15 protein-coding genes are annotated in these 14,602 nt (G+C 70.1%); 6 read left to right on the top strand and 9 right to left on the bottom strand.

Features of this window, described 5'->3' with window-relative positions; all coding sequences use genetic code 11:
• Positions 1-9: 9 nt before the first annotated feature.
• Entirely contained in the window at positions 10-1,110 is a 1,101-nt protein-coding gene (gene menC, locus ACWD02_RS11445) for an o-succinylbenzoate synthase (RefSeq protein ID WP_451207704.1), read from the top strand.
• 98 nt (positions 1,111-1,208) lie between these two features.
• Here the strand turns inward: menC and ACWD02_RS11450 are convergent, their stop codons facing one another.
• The 3 genes from ACWD02_RS11450 to ACWD02_RS11460 all read right to left on the bottom strand — a co-directional run bounded on the left by ACWD02_RS11450 (position 1,209) and on the right by ACWD02_RS11460 (position 4,499).
• A complete protein-coding gene (locus ACWD02_RS11450) occupies positions 1,209-2,861 on the bottom strand; it encodes a PucR family transcriptional regulator (RefSeq protein ID WP_451207707.1) in 1,653 nt (550 codons plus the stop codon).
• Positions 2,862-2,952: 91 nt separating this feature from the next.
• Positions 2,953-3,639 carry a GNAT family N-acetyltransferase gene (locus ACWD02_RS11455; protein ID WP_451207710.1) on the bottom strand — a complete coding sequence of 229 codons (687 nt, stop codon included), beginning with the start codon at positions 3,637-3,639 and terminating at the stop codon, positions 2,953-2,955.
• Positions 3,636-4,499, bottom strand: coding sequence for a class I SAM-dependent methyltransferase (locus ACWD02_RS11460; protein WP_451207713.1), 864 nt, complete (start codon positions 4,497-4,499; stop codon positions 3,636-3,638). The genes ACWD02_RS11455 and ACWD02_RS11460 overlap by 4 nt, the downstream gene beginning before the upstream one ends.
• A gap of 233 nt (positions 4,500-4,732) precedes the next feature.
• Here ACWD02_RS11460 and ACWD02_RS11465 point away from each other — a divergent pair, with 233 nt between their 5' ends.
• Both ACWD02_RS11465 and ACWD02_RS11470 read left to right on the top strand, forming a co-directional pair.
• Positions 4,733-5,341, top strand: coding sequence for a helix-turn-helix domain-containing protein (locus tag ACWD02_RS11465; protein WP_451207715.1), 609 nt, complete (start codon positions 4,733-4,735; stop codon positions 5,339-5,341).
• A 146-nt stretch (positions 5,342-5,487) separates the two neighbouring features.
• Entirely contained in the window at positions 5,488-6,354 is an 867-nt protein-coding gene (locus tag ACWD02_RS11470; RefSeq protein WP_451207717.1) for a class I SAM-dependent methyltransferase, read from the top strand.
• A gap of 120 nt (positions 6,355-6,474) precedes the next feature.
• Here the strand turns inward: ACWD02_RS11470 and ACWD02_RS11475 are convergent, their stop codons facing one another.
• Positions 6,475-7,140: a histidine phosphatase family protein gene (locus ACWD02_RS11475; protein WP_451207720.1), complete on the bottom strand. Its 666-nt coding sequence runs from the start codon at positions 7,138-7,140 to the stop codon at positions 6,475-6,477.
• A 147-nt stretch (positions 7,141-7,287) separates the two neighbouring features.
• On the bottom strand, positions 7,288-8,430 hold the full coding sequence (locus ACWD02_RS11480; protein WP_451207722.1) for a PQQ-dependent sugar dehydrogenase: 1,143 nt from the start codon (positions 8,428-8,430) through the stop codon (positions 7,288-7,290).
• Between the two features lie 431 nt (positions 8,431-8,861).
• On the opposite strand from ACWD02_RS11480, the gene ACWD02_RS11485 reads away from it, so the two are divergent.
• On the top strand, positions 8,862-10,148 hold the full coding sequence (locus tag ACWD02_RS11485; RefSeq protein WP_451207724.1) for a phosphatase PAP2 family protein: 1,287 nt from the start codon (positions 8,862-8,864) through the stop codon (positions 10,146-10,148).
• 45 nt (positions 10,149-10,193) lie between these two features.
• Here ACWD02_RS11485 and ACWD02_RS11490 read toward each other — a convergent pair whose 3' ends face one another.
• The gene (locus ACWD02_RS11490; RefSeq protein WP_451207727.1) at positions 10,194-10,703 is read right to left on the bottom strand and encodes a DinB family protein; all 510 of its coding nucleotides are present in this window, start codon (positions 10,701-10,703) and stop codon (positions 10,194-10,196) included.
• 4 nt (positions 10,704-10,707) lie between these two features.
• Entirely contained in the window at positions 10,708-11,412 is a 705-nt protein-coding gene (locus tag ACWD02_RS11495) for an SAM-dependent methyltransferase (RefSeq protein ID WP_451207729.1), read from the bottom strand.
• 129 nt (positions 11,413-11,541) lie between these two features.
• Between ACWD02_RS11495 and ACWD02_RS11500 the strand changes: the two genes are divergently transcribed.
• Positions 11,542-12,138, top strand: coding sequence for a helix-turn-helix domain-containing protein (locus ACWD02_RS11500; RefSeq protein ID WP_451207732.1), 597 nt, complete (start codon positions 11,542-11,544; stop codon positions 12,136-12,138).
• Positions 12,139-12,183: 45 nt separating this feature from the next.
• Here the strand turns inward: ACWD02_RS11500 and ku are convergent, their stop codons facing one another.
• Positions 12,184-13,215, bottom strand: coding sequence for a non-homologous end joining protein Ku (gene ku / locus ACWD02_RS11505; protein ID WP_451207735.1), 1,032 nt, complete (start codon positions 13,213-13,215; stop codon positions 12,184-12,186).
• A 163-nt stretch (positions 13,216-13,378) separates the two neighbouring features.
• Here ku and ACWD02_RS11510 point away from each other — a divergent pair, with 163 nt between their 5' ends.
• Positions 13,379-14,221, top strand: coding sequence for a restriction endonuclease (locus ACWD02_RS11510; RefSeq protein WP_451207738.1), 843 nt, complete (start codon positions 13,379-13,381; stop codon positions 14,219-14,221).
• An 87-nt stretch (positions 14,222-14,308) separates the two neighbouring features.
• Here ACWD02_RS11510 and ACWD02_RS11515 read toward each other — a convergent pair whose 3' ends face one another.
• Positions 14,309-14,569 carry a GlsB/YeaQ/YmgE family stress response membrane protein gene (locus ACWD02_RS11515; protein ID WP_451207741.1) on the bottom strand — a complete coding sequence of 87 codons (261 nt, stop codon included), beginning with the start codon at positions 14,567-14,569 and terminating at the stop codon, positions 14,309-14,311.
• Positions 14,570-14,602: the final 33 nt, after the last annotated feature.

The following is a 14,602-nucleotide window of genomic DNA, read 5'->3' on the forward strand; positions in this document are numbered from 1 at the left end:
CCAAACAGCATGAAGATCAACGGAATTGAACTGCGCCGGATCGCGATGCCCCTGCGGGCACCCTTCCGGACCTCCTTCGGTGTCGAGACCGCACGTGACGTCCTGCTCGTCCGCGTGGTCACGCCCGACGGCGACGGCTGGGGCGAGTGCGTCGCCATGTCCGAACCGCGCTACTGCTCCGAGTACGTCGACGGGGCGGCCGACGTACTGCGCCGCTTCCTGATCCCGGCGCTGCCCGCCGCGGCCGACGCCCACGCGGTCAAGCGCGCCATGAAGCCCTTCAAAGGCCACAAGATGGCCAAGGCGGCACTGGAGACGGCCGTTCTCGACGCCCAACTGCGGGCCACGGGGCAGTCCTTCGGATCCTTCCTCGGCGCCGAGCGCGAGCGCGTGCCGTGCGGCGTCTCGGTCGGCATCATGGACTCGATCCCCGAACTCCTCGACGCCGTCGCCGGTTTCATCGACGAGGGCTACGTACGCATCAAGCTCAAGATCGAGCCCGGCTGGGACGTGGCACCGGTCCGCGCGGTGCGCGAACGCTTCGGCGACGACCTGCTGCTCCAGGTGGACGCCAACGCCGCCTACACCCTGGCCGACGCACGTCAGCTCGCCAAGCTCGACGCCTTCGACCTCCTGCTCATCGAGCAGCCGCTGGCGGACGACGACCTGGTCCAGCACGCCGCGCTCGCCAAGCAGCTGCGTACGCCGGTGTGCCTGGACGAGTCCATCGAGTCCGCCGAGGACGCCGCCGCGGCGATCACGCTCGGAGCGGGATCGATCATCAACGTCAAGCCCGGCCGGGTCGGCGGCTACCTCGAGGCCAAGGCCATCCACGACCTGTGCGTGGCCCACGGCGTCCCGGTGTGGTGCGGAGGCATGCTGGAGACCGGGATCGGCCGCGCCGCCAACGTCGCGCTGGCCGCGCTGCCCGGCTTCACCCTCCCCGGCGACACCTCCGGCTCGAGCCGCTACTTCGCCACCGACATCACCGAGCCCTTCGAACTGGCCGACGGCCATCTCGACGTTCCCACCGGGCCGGGGCTCGGCGTCGAACCGCTCGAGGAGATCCTTGAGCGGGTGACCACGGCCAAGGAATGGATCCAGCTGTGACGGCGACCGCCCGGCCCGTACGGTGACGGCCCCTGGGGCGGATCCTTCGCGGATTCGCCCCAGGGGCCGCTGTGTTGGGCACGGTTTCAGCGGTGGCCCTACTCCCGTGTGTCCGTGCCCAAGGGGTGCGTCAACCGCAGCTGCAGCATGAGCGCGAACCGCACCGAGGGGTCCTGCAGGTCGATCTCCGCCACCTCGGCGACCCGCCGGATGCGGTAGCGGAAGGTGTTGGGGTGCACGAACACGCTCGCCGACGCGGCGATGACGTCGCCGAAGGCGTCCAACCACGCGCGCAGCGTCTCGACCAGGTGTGAGCGATGCCTGAGGTCGTACTCCACCAACCGGGCCACCGGGCTCAGCAGCTCGTCCCCCTGCACCGCGGCCAGATCCCGCAGGTCGAGGAGCAGCGCGTCGATGTACACGTCGCCGATCGAGGCGACCCGCCTGCTGCCCAGGTCGCTCATGAGCACACGCAGCGCACGGTCCGCCCTGGTGCGTGAGCGGCCCAGCGCCGACGGGTCGGTCGCCACCGAGCCGATGCCGATCACCACCTGCGACCGCTTGCCGGCCCGCTCCAGGAAGTTGCCCGCGATCTGCTCCGCTCGCTCCCGGCCCGCCTCCGGGTCCGCCGGCACCGGAACCACGGCGTAGGCCACGTCACCGAGGAGCGCGAGCGCCGACCGTGGCTGCACCGCGTTGAGGTGGATGCCCAGGGCGCTGGTCAGCCGCTGGCGTTCCGCCGCGAGCTGGGCGTGATCACCCTGCTCGCCGGCCAGGCCCATGGCCATCACCACCGTGGGCTCCTTCACCAGGCCGAGCCGGTCCAGGGCGTCCACCGCGCCCGTGCCGCCTTCGAGCACCGTGCTCACGAGGTCGGCCCGCAGCCGGTTCCGCGCGTCGGCGCCCGCGCGGTGGCGCAGCAGGTGCAGGGCGACAAGCTTCGCCGCGTCCTGGAACGCCTGCTCGCGGTCGGGGGTCAGCGGCTCCTCGACCGCGGCCCACACCGACCCGAGGAACTCGTCACCGGCGCGCACCGCGACGGCGACCCGCGGGATGGCCGTCTCCCCCTCCTCGACCGTCGCCGGGGCGATGTGCACCGGGCGGTCGCTGCGGTACAGCTCGCTGAAGACGCCCCGGCTCTCCAGGATCCGCAGATATCCGTCCGGCACCTGGCGGGCCAGGATCGTGGCGACGCGCGACTGGTCGGCCTCGTCCTGTCGGCCCGAGAAGGCCAGGATGCGCTGGCGCCGGTCCTCGATCGTGATCGGCGCGTCCAGCAGGGTCGCGACGGCGTTGGCCAGCGCGAACAGATCACCGGAAGGAACTCCCCCGAGCGACTCGCCCCCCGCGTCACCAACGTCCCCTTCGGTGAGCAGCGTCCGCAGGAGCTCCGTCAGCTGCGACCACGAGGCGCCCTGCGTCAGGCTGATCAGGACCACCGACGAGGCCGCCGACGCCTCGGCAAGCACCTGGTCCCTTTCCACCGGGCCGCGCACCACCAACGCCGCCGCACCGTGTCCGCCCAGCTCGCGCAGGAGCCGGGCGATCTCCTCCGCCCCGTAGACCCCGACGCCGAGCACGATGGCACGCGGCGGGTACACGACCGCGTCTCCCGGGTCGTGGATGACGACCCCGCCGACCTCGTCGGCCGGACCGGGGCTGCCGTGCACGAGGTCGAGCAGGGCGGGGCTGAAGTCCTCGAGCACGCGGGCAAGACTGGTGCGAAGGTTCGCGGGCACGTCAGGAGTCACCACCTCAGGCTAAGAGGGTGACTATCGCTGACGTTCGTGTGGCGACACAAGTCAGCGCGGTGCGTTCGTCGCCACGTACGAAACCACGCGCTCAGCGGCCGCGCAGAGCCTTCCAGTCGTCCTCGAGAATCGAGTACTGGACGATGTCGTGCCACACCCCGTCCACATGGCCGTAGTGGCGCAGTCGCCCCTCACGGACCATGCCGGCCTTCTCGATGGCCCGCTGCGCGGCGACGTTCGACGGCATGAAGCCCGACCAGACGCGGTGCAGTTTGAGGCGGTCGAAGCCGAGGACGCCCAGCAGGAAACCGATCTCGACGCTGTGGCCCACGCTCACCCGGTCGGCGCGCAGGGCCAGGCCCACCTCCGCGCTGCGGTAGCCGACGCGGACCATCCCGCCCTCGCCCGACTGGTCCTCCACGATCAGCTTCGCCGAGCCGATCAGTTCACCCGTGGCGATCTCGCTGACTCCCAGGCGGTAGTGCGTGCGGGGAGTGCGGCGGGCACCCGCCCTGGCCTGCTCGACCAGCGCCGCGGCGTCGGCGTGCCGGAAGGGCGGCATGCCGAACTCCCGGGTCGTGCGGGGGTCGCCGAAGATGCCGAGCACGCCCTCGACGTCACTGGGCAGGAACTCCCGCAGGCGCAGCGTGCTGCCTTCCACGAGCACCGCACGCTGCTCCGGCACCGGCGGCGGCCGCTCGTCGACGCGCGCCTGGGGCGATGTTCGCGGAGGCCACAGGTGGGCCTGCTCCCGCGCGGCTTCCAGGCGTTCGGTCATCGGTTGACTCCTTGGGGCTGATTCGTCGGGCCGAACGACACGCGCGTGACCCAGAGTGGTTTTCGCGTACGGATGGCAGGAAGGAAGTTGGCCAGCGGCAGGAGCCATCCGCAGAGGAAACCCCGGCCCCGTGGTTCGCGGACCGCCCGCACGGCGGTGATGTTCGGGTGGACCGTGCGCAGCTTGCGCTGTTCCGCCGGTGTCATCCCCCAGACCATGGGCGGCGGGCGGTACCCGGCGGGGTACTTCCAGCGGCCGCGTTCGGTGCGGGCCGCCATCCAGGCAGGCGGAGTGTCGAACACCAGCTCCGCTCCAGGGAATCGGGCGGCGCAGGCCTCGATGAGCCGGTGGACCACATCCCGCGGGAGGTACATGAGCATCCCCTGGGCGATGATCAACACCCCGCGTGAGGCATCCACTTCGTCCATCCACCGTGTGTCGGTGGCCGAACAGGGCAGCGTGCGGTGGCGGGGCGCGTCCGGCAGCAGCCTTTGGCGCAGCTCGGCGACCTCGGGCAGGTCCACGCCGAGCCAGCGCACCCTGCCGTTGTCCACCCGCCAGAACTGCGTCTCCAGGCCCTCCCCGAGCGAGACGACCGTGCCGTCCGGGTGGTCCCTGAGGAAACGTCCCACCTCACGGTCATAACAGCGGGCCCGTACGGCCATTCCTTGCGCGTAGCCCCAGTTGCCGGTGCCGAATCGGCCCTCGAAGGGGTAGTCGACGGCGTCGATCACCTCGATCGCCTTCGGGTCCCGCAGTGCCGAGCCGGGGTCCTTCGCGGCCAGAGCGCGGTGGTGCAACGTCCATAGCGTCGTCTCGGCGACGCCATCCAACTCGGCCTTCCGCTTCTGTCCGTTCATCCGGCGATGGTCACAACACTGTCGGCGCCCCAGCAAGGAGCGTCACTCCTGCGAGCGCATAGATCACTCCTTCAGTTGGGATTTCCGCGATGCGGCCCCGCTCCCGCCCTTGAGTTCGGCGCGCAGGCACCGTGTTGACCCCTCTCACGCCGCCGTCCTCGCTCGACTTCCCGGCGCTGCGGCCCTCTCACGGCATGACGCACGACTTGCGGTCAGGGCATACAGTATTGCCCATGACGCAAGGCGATGGCGAGATGGACAGTCTGGTGCGCAAACGGATCCGCGCCCTGCGCGTGGCGCAGGGCTGGTCCCTGGAGGAACTGGCCACCCGCGCCTCGATCAGCCAGTCCACGCTCAGCCGCATCGAGAACGGTCAGCGCCGCCTGGCCCTGGACCAGCTCGTCACCCTCGCCCGCGCCCTGGACACCTCCCTGGACCAACTCGTCGAGACCGCCACCGACGACGTCATCACGAGCCCGACCATCGACGCGGCCCACGGGCAGATGCGCTGGCCGATCAAGGCAGAACCGGGCATGAGTGTCGTACGTCAGCGGATGACGAACCCGCCGCCCGACAACCCCGCACGCATGCGCGCGCATCCCGGCCGCGAATGGCTCGTCGTGCTGTCCGGTACGGCGGTCCTGCTGCTGGGCAACCGGCGCTTCCGCATCGAGACCAACCAGGCCGCGGAGTTCCCCACGATGCTTCCGCACGCCATCGGCGCCGAAGGCGGACCGTGCGAGATCCTGGGCATCTTCGACCGCGACGCCCGCCGAGGCCATCAGCGCGCGGACAAGGCGGACGAGGCCGGCAAGGACGACGGCGACCGCCCAGGCCGATGACGCATCGAGCGACGGCCCCAACCTCTCGGCCCGCGTCGAGACGCGAGGGCCGGTCGATTGCGCGTACGGCAGCGCAGCGCGCCATCTTCTTGCGTACTCCGGGATGCTTGATGCTCAGAACGCATGAGCGGCCTAGCGTCGTGGGCATGAACCACACTCCCTCACACACAGGCCACCACGGCGCCGACCTCCACTCCCACCACGCACCGGACACCGACAGCCAGGCCGAGATCCTCGATCTCGACGCGGAGGTGCTCGCCGAGCACATCGCGTCCATCACCGCATGGCTGCCCGTCGGGAAAGCGCCGAGAAACATCGTGGACCTGGGGTGCGGGACCGGGGCGGGCACCTTCGCACTGCTGGCCCGTTTTCCCGAGGCGGAGGTGACCGCCGTCGACGCGTCGGCCGATCACCTGCGACGCCTGCGAGCGAAGGCGGAGGAGCTGGGGACGGCCGACCGGGTGCGCACGGTGGCGGCCGATCTCGACGCGGACTGGCCCGACCTCGGCCGGCCCGAGCTGGTGTGGGCCTCGGCGTCGATGCACCACATGGCCGACCCCGACCGCGCCCTGCGCATGGCCCACGGCCTGCTCGCGCCCGGTGGCCTGTTCGCCGTCGTCGAGCTGGCCGGCTTCCCGCGTTTCCTGCCCGCCGACGCTCCGGCGGACCGGCCCGGACTCGAGGAGCGCTGCCACGCCGCGCTCGATCATCACGAAGCCGAGCACATGCCGCACCGCGGCGCGGACTGGGGTCCCAAGCTGGCGGCCGCCGGGTTCACCGTCGAGGGCGAGCGCACGATCAGCGTGCACGTCGACGGCTCCCGCAGCGCGGCGGTCGGCCGGTACGCGCTGAGCAGCCTGAAGCGTCTGCGGGCCGGCGCCCGTGCCCTGGCCGCCGAGGACGTCGCCGCTCTCGACCAACTGCTCGACACCGACGGCCCGCTCGGCGTCCTGCGCCGCGGCGACCTCGCGCTGCGCACCGAGCGCACCGTATGGGCCGCACGCCGCGCCTGAGCCGAGCACCCACACGCAAAAAGGGCGGGCCCGTCACGTGCGAACGGAAACGGGCCCACCCCACAGCGTCCTCGGGAACGCCTTCGGCCACCGTACGATCACTCGCGGCCCTCCGCTGTGTCAGGCCACCGGCACGGGTGCTTCTCCCGTCGGACCGCTGTCCTCGGGGCACTCTCCTTCCGGGCCCAGCGGGCGCCCCTCCCACACCAGGGCCTGCCAGCCCTCGTCGGGTGAGCCGTCGAGGATCACCACGCCCGTGTTGGCCAGCGGGTGATTCGCCGCGTACTCCACGTCGACGTTGACCGCCCGGGCCGCCACCCACGTACGGATCACGGCACCGTGGCTGACCAGCGCCACCGTCTCGGCTCCCGTCGCGGCAGCCTCCGCGACGACGGCGTCGAAGCGTCCCAGAGCCTCCAGGCCGTTCTCGGCGCCGGGCATCCGGCGCTCGACGTCGCCCGCGGACCAGGCGAACGCGGTGGACATGTAGACGGCGGCGGCCTCGTGGTCACCCCGCATCTCCAGGTCCCCGGCGGACAGCTCCCGGATGCCGTCCCTGATCCGCGGCTCAAGACCCGTCGCGGCGGCGAGCGGCGCGGCCGTCACCTGGGTGCGCAGCAGCGTGGAGACGTACAGGGCTTCGATCTTCTCCGCCGCCAATGCCTCCGGCAGTGCGGCCGCCTGCTCCTGCCCCAGCGGCGTCAGCGCCGGGCCCGGGACCTCGGTGTCCAGGAGGTGCTTGAGGTTGGACGGGGTCTGGCCATGGCGTATGAGCAGCAGGCGCATGCGGGGACTACCTTCCCTGGGCGGCGACGGAACAAGCTCTTCCACTCTGCCACCGAAATCCGGCGTCACGGCACCACGCCCGTTCTGCCGTCCGGGCGGGCTTGCTCACACCCTCCCGGACGGCTCGGCCGCAATGCGAGGCAGGATCTACCCGCGAGCGATGCGGTAGACGCTGCCGCCGATGTCGAGCACGTACAGCTCGCCGTTGCCTCCTTGTACGAACGAGACGACTTCCCCGGCGCTGACTCCTAGATCGTGCACGCCGGTCACCTTGCCGTTCTGCATCCGCAGGGAGCGGATGGTGCCGTCGCAGTAGTCGCTGAACACGTACTGCCCCCTGAGTTCCGGGATGGCCTTGCCCCGGTAGACGTATCCCCCGGTGACCGAGCAGCCCAGGCCGGTGCGGTCGTACTCGTGGACCGGCGGCACGTGGTCGGCGGGCTCGGTGCCTCCGCGGAAGGGGTGGGTGCCCTCCATCTGGGACCAGCCGTAGTTCTCGCCGCCCTTGCTATTGGCAGGCGCCCAGTCGATCTCCTCCCACGCGCTCTGGCCGACGTCACCGATCAGCAGGTCGCCGGTGCCGGCGTCGAAGGAGAACCGCCACGGGTTGCGCAGCCCGTACGCCCAGATCTCATCCCTCGCCTTCGGGTCGTCGACGAACGGGTTGTCCGGCGGGATCGCGTACGGTTCGCCGCCTCTGGGGTCGATGCGCAGCAGCTTGCCGAGCAGTGTGTCGAGGTTCTGGCCGTTGCCGTGCGGGTCGCCGCCCGCGCCGCCATCACCGAACGCGACGTAGAGGTAACCGTCGGGGCCGATCTTGATGTCGCCGCCGTTGTGGTTCGGGTAGGGCTGAGTCTGCGTGAGGACGGTGCGCCGGGTGTCGGGCCGGATCTTGCCGTGCCGGACGGCGAACTCGTCCACCGTGCTGGTGCCTTCGAGGTTCGTGTACGAGATGTAGAAGTGCGCGAACTTCTTGTCGAACGCGATGCCCAGCAGGCCGCGTTCGCCGTCGGTGGTCGTCTCCTTGGATATGTCGAGGACGGGTTTCCCCAGCCCATTGCGGTCCAAGGCCCGTACGGTGCCCGCGCGTTCGGCCAACCACACCGTGCCGCCGGGACCGGCGGTGCCCGCGGTCGGGTTCGTGGCGGTGGTCACCTTCTTGAGCGTGACGGTCGGGGCCTGTGGTGAGGTGGGCTCGTCGGCGGACGCATTGGCCAAGGCGAGGGAGGCGACGAGGCAGAGGGTGCCGATGATCGCCGAGCTTCTGGTGCGAACTTTGCGAACTTTCACCGTGATCCTCCTGGAGGCGGCGAAGGGGGAGGTCACCCGGCTGCTGGGGGCAGAGTTCGGTGGGTGTTCGCCCGCGCCAGCACGCAACCTGGGTGGGGGGGGTGTGCCACTGGCACGCATGAGGATACTGGGACAACGCTTGCTGGTATAGACCAAGAAGTAGCCTTCTGGGGGCGGATGTTGAAGGCGGAGTTGAAGCAGGGGGAAACTCTTCTGGTCCGTCTTCCGTACTGCTCCGCTAACATGATCGAACTCACGACGAGTGCCCTGATCGCCCATACTTCACCAGGAAACATCACCTTCCAGCACGAAGAGTGAGTTATTACCCGCAACTAACAAAACGGCCAAAACAATTGATATCTAGAGAATCGCGAATCGCTTCGCGCATCGATTACAGGGCAGTGCTCGCGGCGTGGCGCCGACCACGCGCGATGCTGTGGACCGCGGCGACCGTGGTGGCCCTCGGGTTCCTCGTCGCGCTGGAGATCGCCGCGCGCCATTACGGCGTGGCCGGGCCGATCACCAACCAGGCGCGCGAGGTGATCTTCGCCCCCAAGTCAGGGCCACTGCTGTACGCGGGCATGGCGTTGATGATGGTGGTGTTCACCTGGCGTCAGCGGTTCGTCGCGCTGGGTGTCGCGGTCGGCATCGACGTCGTCTTCTTCCTCGTGCGCTGGGCTGTCGACGCCAAGATGATGTTCGGCAACGGCGCGTTGTGGGTGATCCTGGGCTGTGCGGTCATCGCCTTCACGCGCCGCACCGGCCAGGAGCGTGTCCTGCTGCTGAAGGGCATCGGGCTGAGCCTGCTCCTCGTGGCCGGCCGCAAGACGGGCGACACCTGGCTGCTCATCACGTCGAAGACCCGCCCCGCGGTGCTCGACCAGTACGTGGCCACCGCGGACCACGCACTGGGCAACCCCTCGTGGCTGGTGGGCCGGATGGTCTCGGCCACCGGGTCCGTCGGCGCCCACGTGCTCGACTACGTCTACATCCAGCTCGCGGTGGCCGCGGTCATCGTCGCGCTGTACCAACTGCGCAATGTGTCGGTCGAGCGCCGCTTCCCGGCCCATCATCTGGTGCGTACGTTCCTGGTCATCGGCCTGCTCGGACCGGCCATCTACATGATCTTCCCGGTGGTCGGACCGATCTTCACCTACGGCGACGGCGCGTTCGGCACCGGTGGCGAGCAATGGGCCCTGGCCAACCTGTGGCCGCACACGCCGCCGCCGCTCGCCACCCCGCAATCGATGCCGTTCGACGAGATCACGCCGCGCAACTGCATGCCCAGTCTGCACACGGCGTGGGCCACCACGATCTTCATCCATTCCCGCAAGGGCCCACGGGCGCTGCGCTACGCGGGCGTCTTCTGGCTGGTCGCCACGCTCGGCGCGACGCTGGGATTCGGCTACCACTACGGCGTGGACATCATCGCCGGTGTGGTGTTCGCGTTCACGATCGACGCGGCGCTGCGCTCGCTCGCCCGCGGCTGGGACCGGGCGGGAATCCAGCTCGTCGCGTACGGCACAACGGTGTTCGCGCTGCTCCTGGTCTCCTATCGCTTTTTGCCGATGCAGATGGCCGAACACCCGTGGATAGCCGGTCCGCTTCTCGTCCTGGCGATGATCTCGGTGGTCCAGGGCTATGTGCGGACCACCAAGCTGTGGGAGCCGAAGGTCGTGCCGGCACAGCAACCGGAACCCCAGCCCGAACCGGCCTGAGTCAGGCCGCGGGCGGTTGGTCGACGGGTCCTGGGCCGAGCACGGTCACCGGCCGGTGGACCCGTCGATCTGTTCGCGGAGGATGTCGGCGTGACCGGCGTGCCTGCCGGTCTCTTCGATCATGTGCACCAGGACCCATCGCATGGACGGCGCCGCCCCGCGGCGCGGGGCTCGTGGGGCAGGCTCCGCCAGGTCCGGGCAGGCGTCGATGACCTGGTTGGCCCGCTCGACCGTCTGCCGGTAGTCGGCGAGCAGGCCGTCGACGGAGTCCTGCGGCGACGGCCGCAGGGTCGCGGGCCAGTCGCCGGCATCCTCACCGAGGAAGTAGAAGCGCTCGACGCACGCCAGGTGCTTGAGCAGCCCGAGAAGACTGGTGCCCGAGGGCACTTGGGCCGTCCTGACCTGCGGCTCCGGCACACCCGCCACCTTGTCCGCGACCGAGTCCCGCAGATGGTCGAGGAAGCCCCGCAGGGTGTCCTTCTCGCCGGCGCCGGTCCGCGGGGGCCCGGTGTCCCTCGTCCGCGTACCTGCTCGCCGTGCGCTGTTTCCGGGCATCAGGTCACTCCGTTCCGACGGGCTGTACGAGGGCGTGCCGTACGAGCAGCACGTTGTCGGTGACGGTGGCGCTCTCACCGGCGGGTCCGGTGGCCCGGCGCCGGGGCATGTCGGCGCGCAGGACGGACCAGCGCACCGGGTCGAGATCGAGTTCGGCGGCGATCTCGGCGGGGGTGGGGTAGTGGACGTCGGGGTCCTGGTTCCAGGACCAGGGCGCGGTGGAGCCGTGATCGACGATCAGCAGGAGCCCACCCGGCCGCAGGGCCCTGGCCGCGGTGCGCAGGACCCGGGCGCGGGGCAGTTGGAGCGGGGTGTGGAAGTACTGGGCGGAGACGAGGTCGAAGCGCCCGGCCGGGAAGCTCTCCGCCAGGTCGTGCTGTTGGGCGGTGACCCGGTCCGCGACGCCGAGCTCCCGGGCCTGTTCCCGCACGCGTTCGACGGCGGTGGTGGAGATGTCCACGGCGGTGACCTGCCAGCCCTGGCGGGCGAGCCAGATGGCGTCACCGCCCGCGCCGCAGCCCAGGTCCAGGGCGGCGCCGGGGTCCAGTGGTGAGGCGGTCTCGGCGAGCAGCGGGTTGACGCGTGCGGCCCCGGGACGCCTGGAGCGGTAGTGCCGCTCCCAGAACAGTTCGGCGTTGTCGTCCGCCGCGCCGTGGTCACCCCCGGCGGCTGTGTCGGCCACGGCCCGGCGGTCTTCGGTGGAACCCATCTCGGTACCCCTTCGTCGGCCGACGTGCCGGGCGCGATGCGATGCGCCTTGACGCCGGTGATGTACCGACAGCATCGGCACCGCCGTTCCACTCTTGCAAGAAGAGTTGCGGATCCGCATGATCGGGGCATGGATTCCACGGACGGCGGGAGCAGCCCCGCACAAGACGTCTTGGCCGGGGTCGGGCCACGACTGCGCGCCCTGCGCCAGGCGCGGGGCGCCACCCTGGCGGCGCTGGCGGACGAGACCGGCCTCACGGCGAGCACCCTGTCCCGCCTGGAGAACGGCAAGCTGCGCCCCACCCTGGAGCAGTTGCTGCCCCTGGCGCGGGCGCACAGCGTCCCGCTCGACGATCTCGTCGCGGCGCCACCCACCGGCGATCCCCGCGTCCATCTGCGGCCGGTGCGGCACTCCGGCCTCGTGATGGTGCCGCTGACCAGGAGGGCCGGGGGCATCCAGGCGTACAAGGTCATCTACCCGCCCGCCGGCCGGGCGCCCACCTCGAGCCTCCAGACCCACGAGGGGTACGAGTGGTTCTACGTCCTCAACGGGCGCGTCAGATTCGTGCTCGGCGAGCAGGAGTTCCAGCTCGCCGAGGGCGAGGCCGCGGAGTTCGACACCCGTGTGCCGCACTGGATCGGCAGTGCCGACAGCCGTCCCGCGGAGCTGCTCGCCCTCTTCGGCCCGCAGGGTGAGCGCGCGCACCTGGCACCGTCCGGCCACTGACCGCCTCGGCCCTGTCGACCCGACGGCCCGCGCGGGGCCGGCGGCTCAGGCGGTGCGCCTCGGCTTTCTCGCGGCGGACTTCTGGGCGGTCGTTTTCTTGGCGGTGGCCTTCTTGGCGGTCGCTTTCGTACCAGTCGTCTTCTTGCCGACGCTCTTCTTCGCCGTTGAGCCCTTGGCCGCCGAAGACTTGGCCCCGGAGGTCTTGGCCGTCGTCTTCTTCGCGGCCTTCTTGGCGGCCGCCTTCTTCATCTTGGGCATCTCGTGGACGGTGGCGTCCTTGCCGGTCTCGCCCCGGGACGACTGAGCCTTCTGCACGGACTCCTGGAGCGCGGACATCAGGTCGAGAACCTTCCCGGCCGGTGCGTCCTCCTCGTCCGGCTTGGGCGGCTTCTTCCCGTCGGCCTTCGCCTGGATGACCTGTTCCAGGGCTTCGGTGTAGCGGTCGGTGGCCCATTCCTGGTCCGCGATGCCGTCCGTGGTCATCGAGTCGATGAGGAGGATCGCCCGGTCGATCTCGTCGTCGTCCAGGTCCATCGCCTTGGGGGCCAGCTCCTGGGGGTCACGGACCTCGTCGTCCCACTTCATGGCGTGCAGCAGGATCACGTCGTCCTGCACGCGCAGCAGGCCGAGTCGCTCACGCCCGTGCCACGCGAACTTGGCGACGCCGGCCTTGCTGTTGCGCTCCAGGGCCTTGCGCAGGAGCGTGTAGGGCTTGTTCGCCACCTGCCCGTCGGCCTGCAGGTAGTACCCCTCGCCGATCCGGATCGGATCGATCGATTCATAAGGCACGAAACCGGCGATCTCGATCGCCTTCGCGGTCGGGAGCGGCATCTCGTCGAGCTCGTCGTCGGTGACCGCGACGATCGTGTCCTTGCTGACCTCGAAGCCCTTGCCGATCTCGGCGTTCGTGAGCTGCTTGCCGTCGAGGTCGCAGATCTTCCGCGTACGGACCCGGCCCATGTCCTCCAGGTGGTACTGGTGGAAGCTGATGCTGTGGTTCTCGGTGGCGGGCAGAACCTTGATCGGGATCGTGACCAGGCCGAACGAGATCGCGCCTGACCAGACGGGTCGGGGCATGCGGTACCTCCGTGACAGCCCCGAGGGCACCAGCCTAGGAGCGACTCCGGCGGGCGGCACGTGGAGCGCGCCCACAGGCATCACGTCGAGGGATCTTCAGGTCGTTGATCTTGGGCACACGGAGACAAGTGATCTTCGTTGTCGTCCTCCGTAAGGGAGAACAGTGACCGTACCCACGCGCCCGGTTCGACGTGTCGACCGTGAGCGGCGCTTCAACCTGCGGGCGACCGCCCTGTTCTTCGCCCTGCTCGCGATCATCCTGTGCGTTCTGGCGTTCGTGGTCCGCACCGCGGCGGACATCGTCGAAAGCCGCCCGCTGTGGGCAGGCGCGATCATCGTGGTGGGCATCGCGGCCGCGCACCTGTGCCGTTCCAGGTGGCGGCGCTTCTCCGCCGCGCGATACGCGCGCCGCGCGGCCAAGGCGCTGGAGGAGGCGGCCGAGCGAGCCTCCGAGTGCCTTGAAGCCACGGCCACGGCCGAGGAGGCGCGGCCCGAAGCGATACCGGCGGACCCTCCGGAGCGGGAGATCCCGCTCGACGTGCCCCGACCCGCCCCCGTGGCAGAGGTGTGGGACGGGGAAGAGGCCACGGTCGTCCTCGACGCTCCGGACGACTTCGCGGACCTCGATCCCGACGGCTTCGAAGACGCCATAGCCGAGCTGTGCGCCCGTGACGACTGCCGCGAGGTGGAAGTGGTCGGCGGCGCCTGCGACTTGGGCGCCGATGTCCTGGCGATCACCCCTGACGGGCTCCGCGTCGTCATCCAGTGCAAGCGCTACGGCGACGACAACAAGGTCGGCTCGCAGGACCTGCAGCGTTTCGGCGGGACGTGTTTCACCGTCCACGAGGCCGACATAGCGGCGCTCGTCACGACGAGCGACTTCACCGCCCCCGCGCTGGATTACGCGCAGCAGTGCGGCATCGTGTGCGTGAACGGCGAAGACCTGCGGGCCTGGCTCGACGGCACCGGTCCAAGCCCCTGGGAGACAGCGGGCGTCGAGGTCTGACCGGACGGGGAGAAGCTCGCCGGGCTGCTTGTTCGCACTGCGGGCTTCGCCGCCGCCGACCTGCTGCCGCCAGGTCGGCTGCTCCGCTCAGCGCAGCTTCACCTTGCTCAGCGCGGCAACGCCCAGCGCCGCGAGACCGATCTGGATGAGCCATTCGATCCAGTCCACGCCGTCGGTGTTCGCCACGTCCAGACCCGCCGCGACAGCCGTGCCGATCAACGCCGCCACGATGCCGACGACCAGCGTCCAGAGAATGCCGATGCGCTGACGTCCGGGAACGACGAGTCGCCCCAGTATCCCGATGACGATTCCGATCACCACAGCGCTGATGAGACCCGAAATCTCCATGATTTCCCCTTGGTTGGCGTCCGGTCGCCAACC

The organism is Streptomyces sp. NPDC002853, assembly GCF_053591915.1.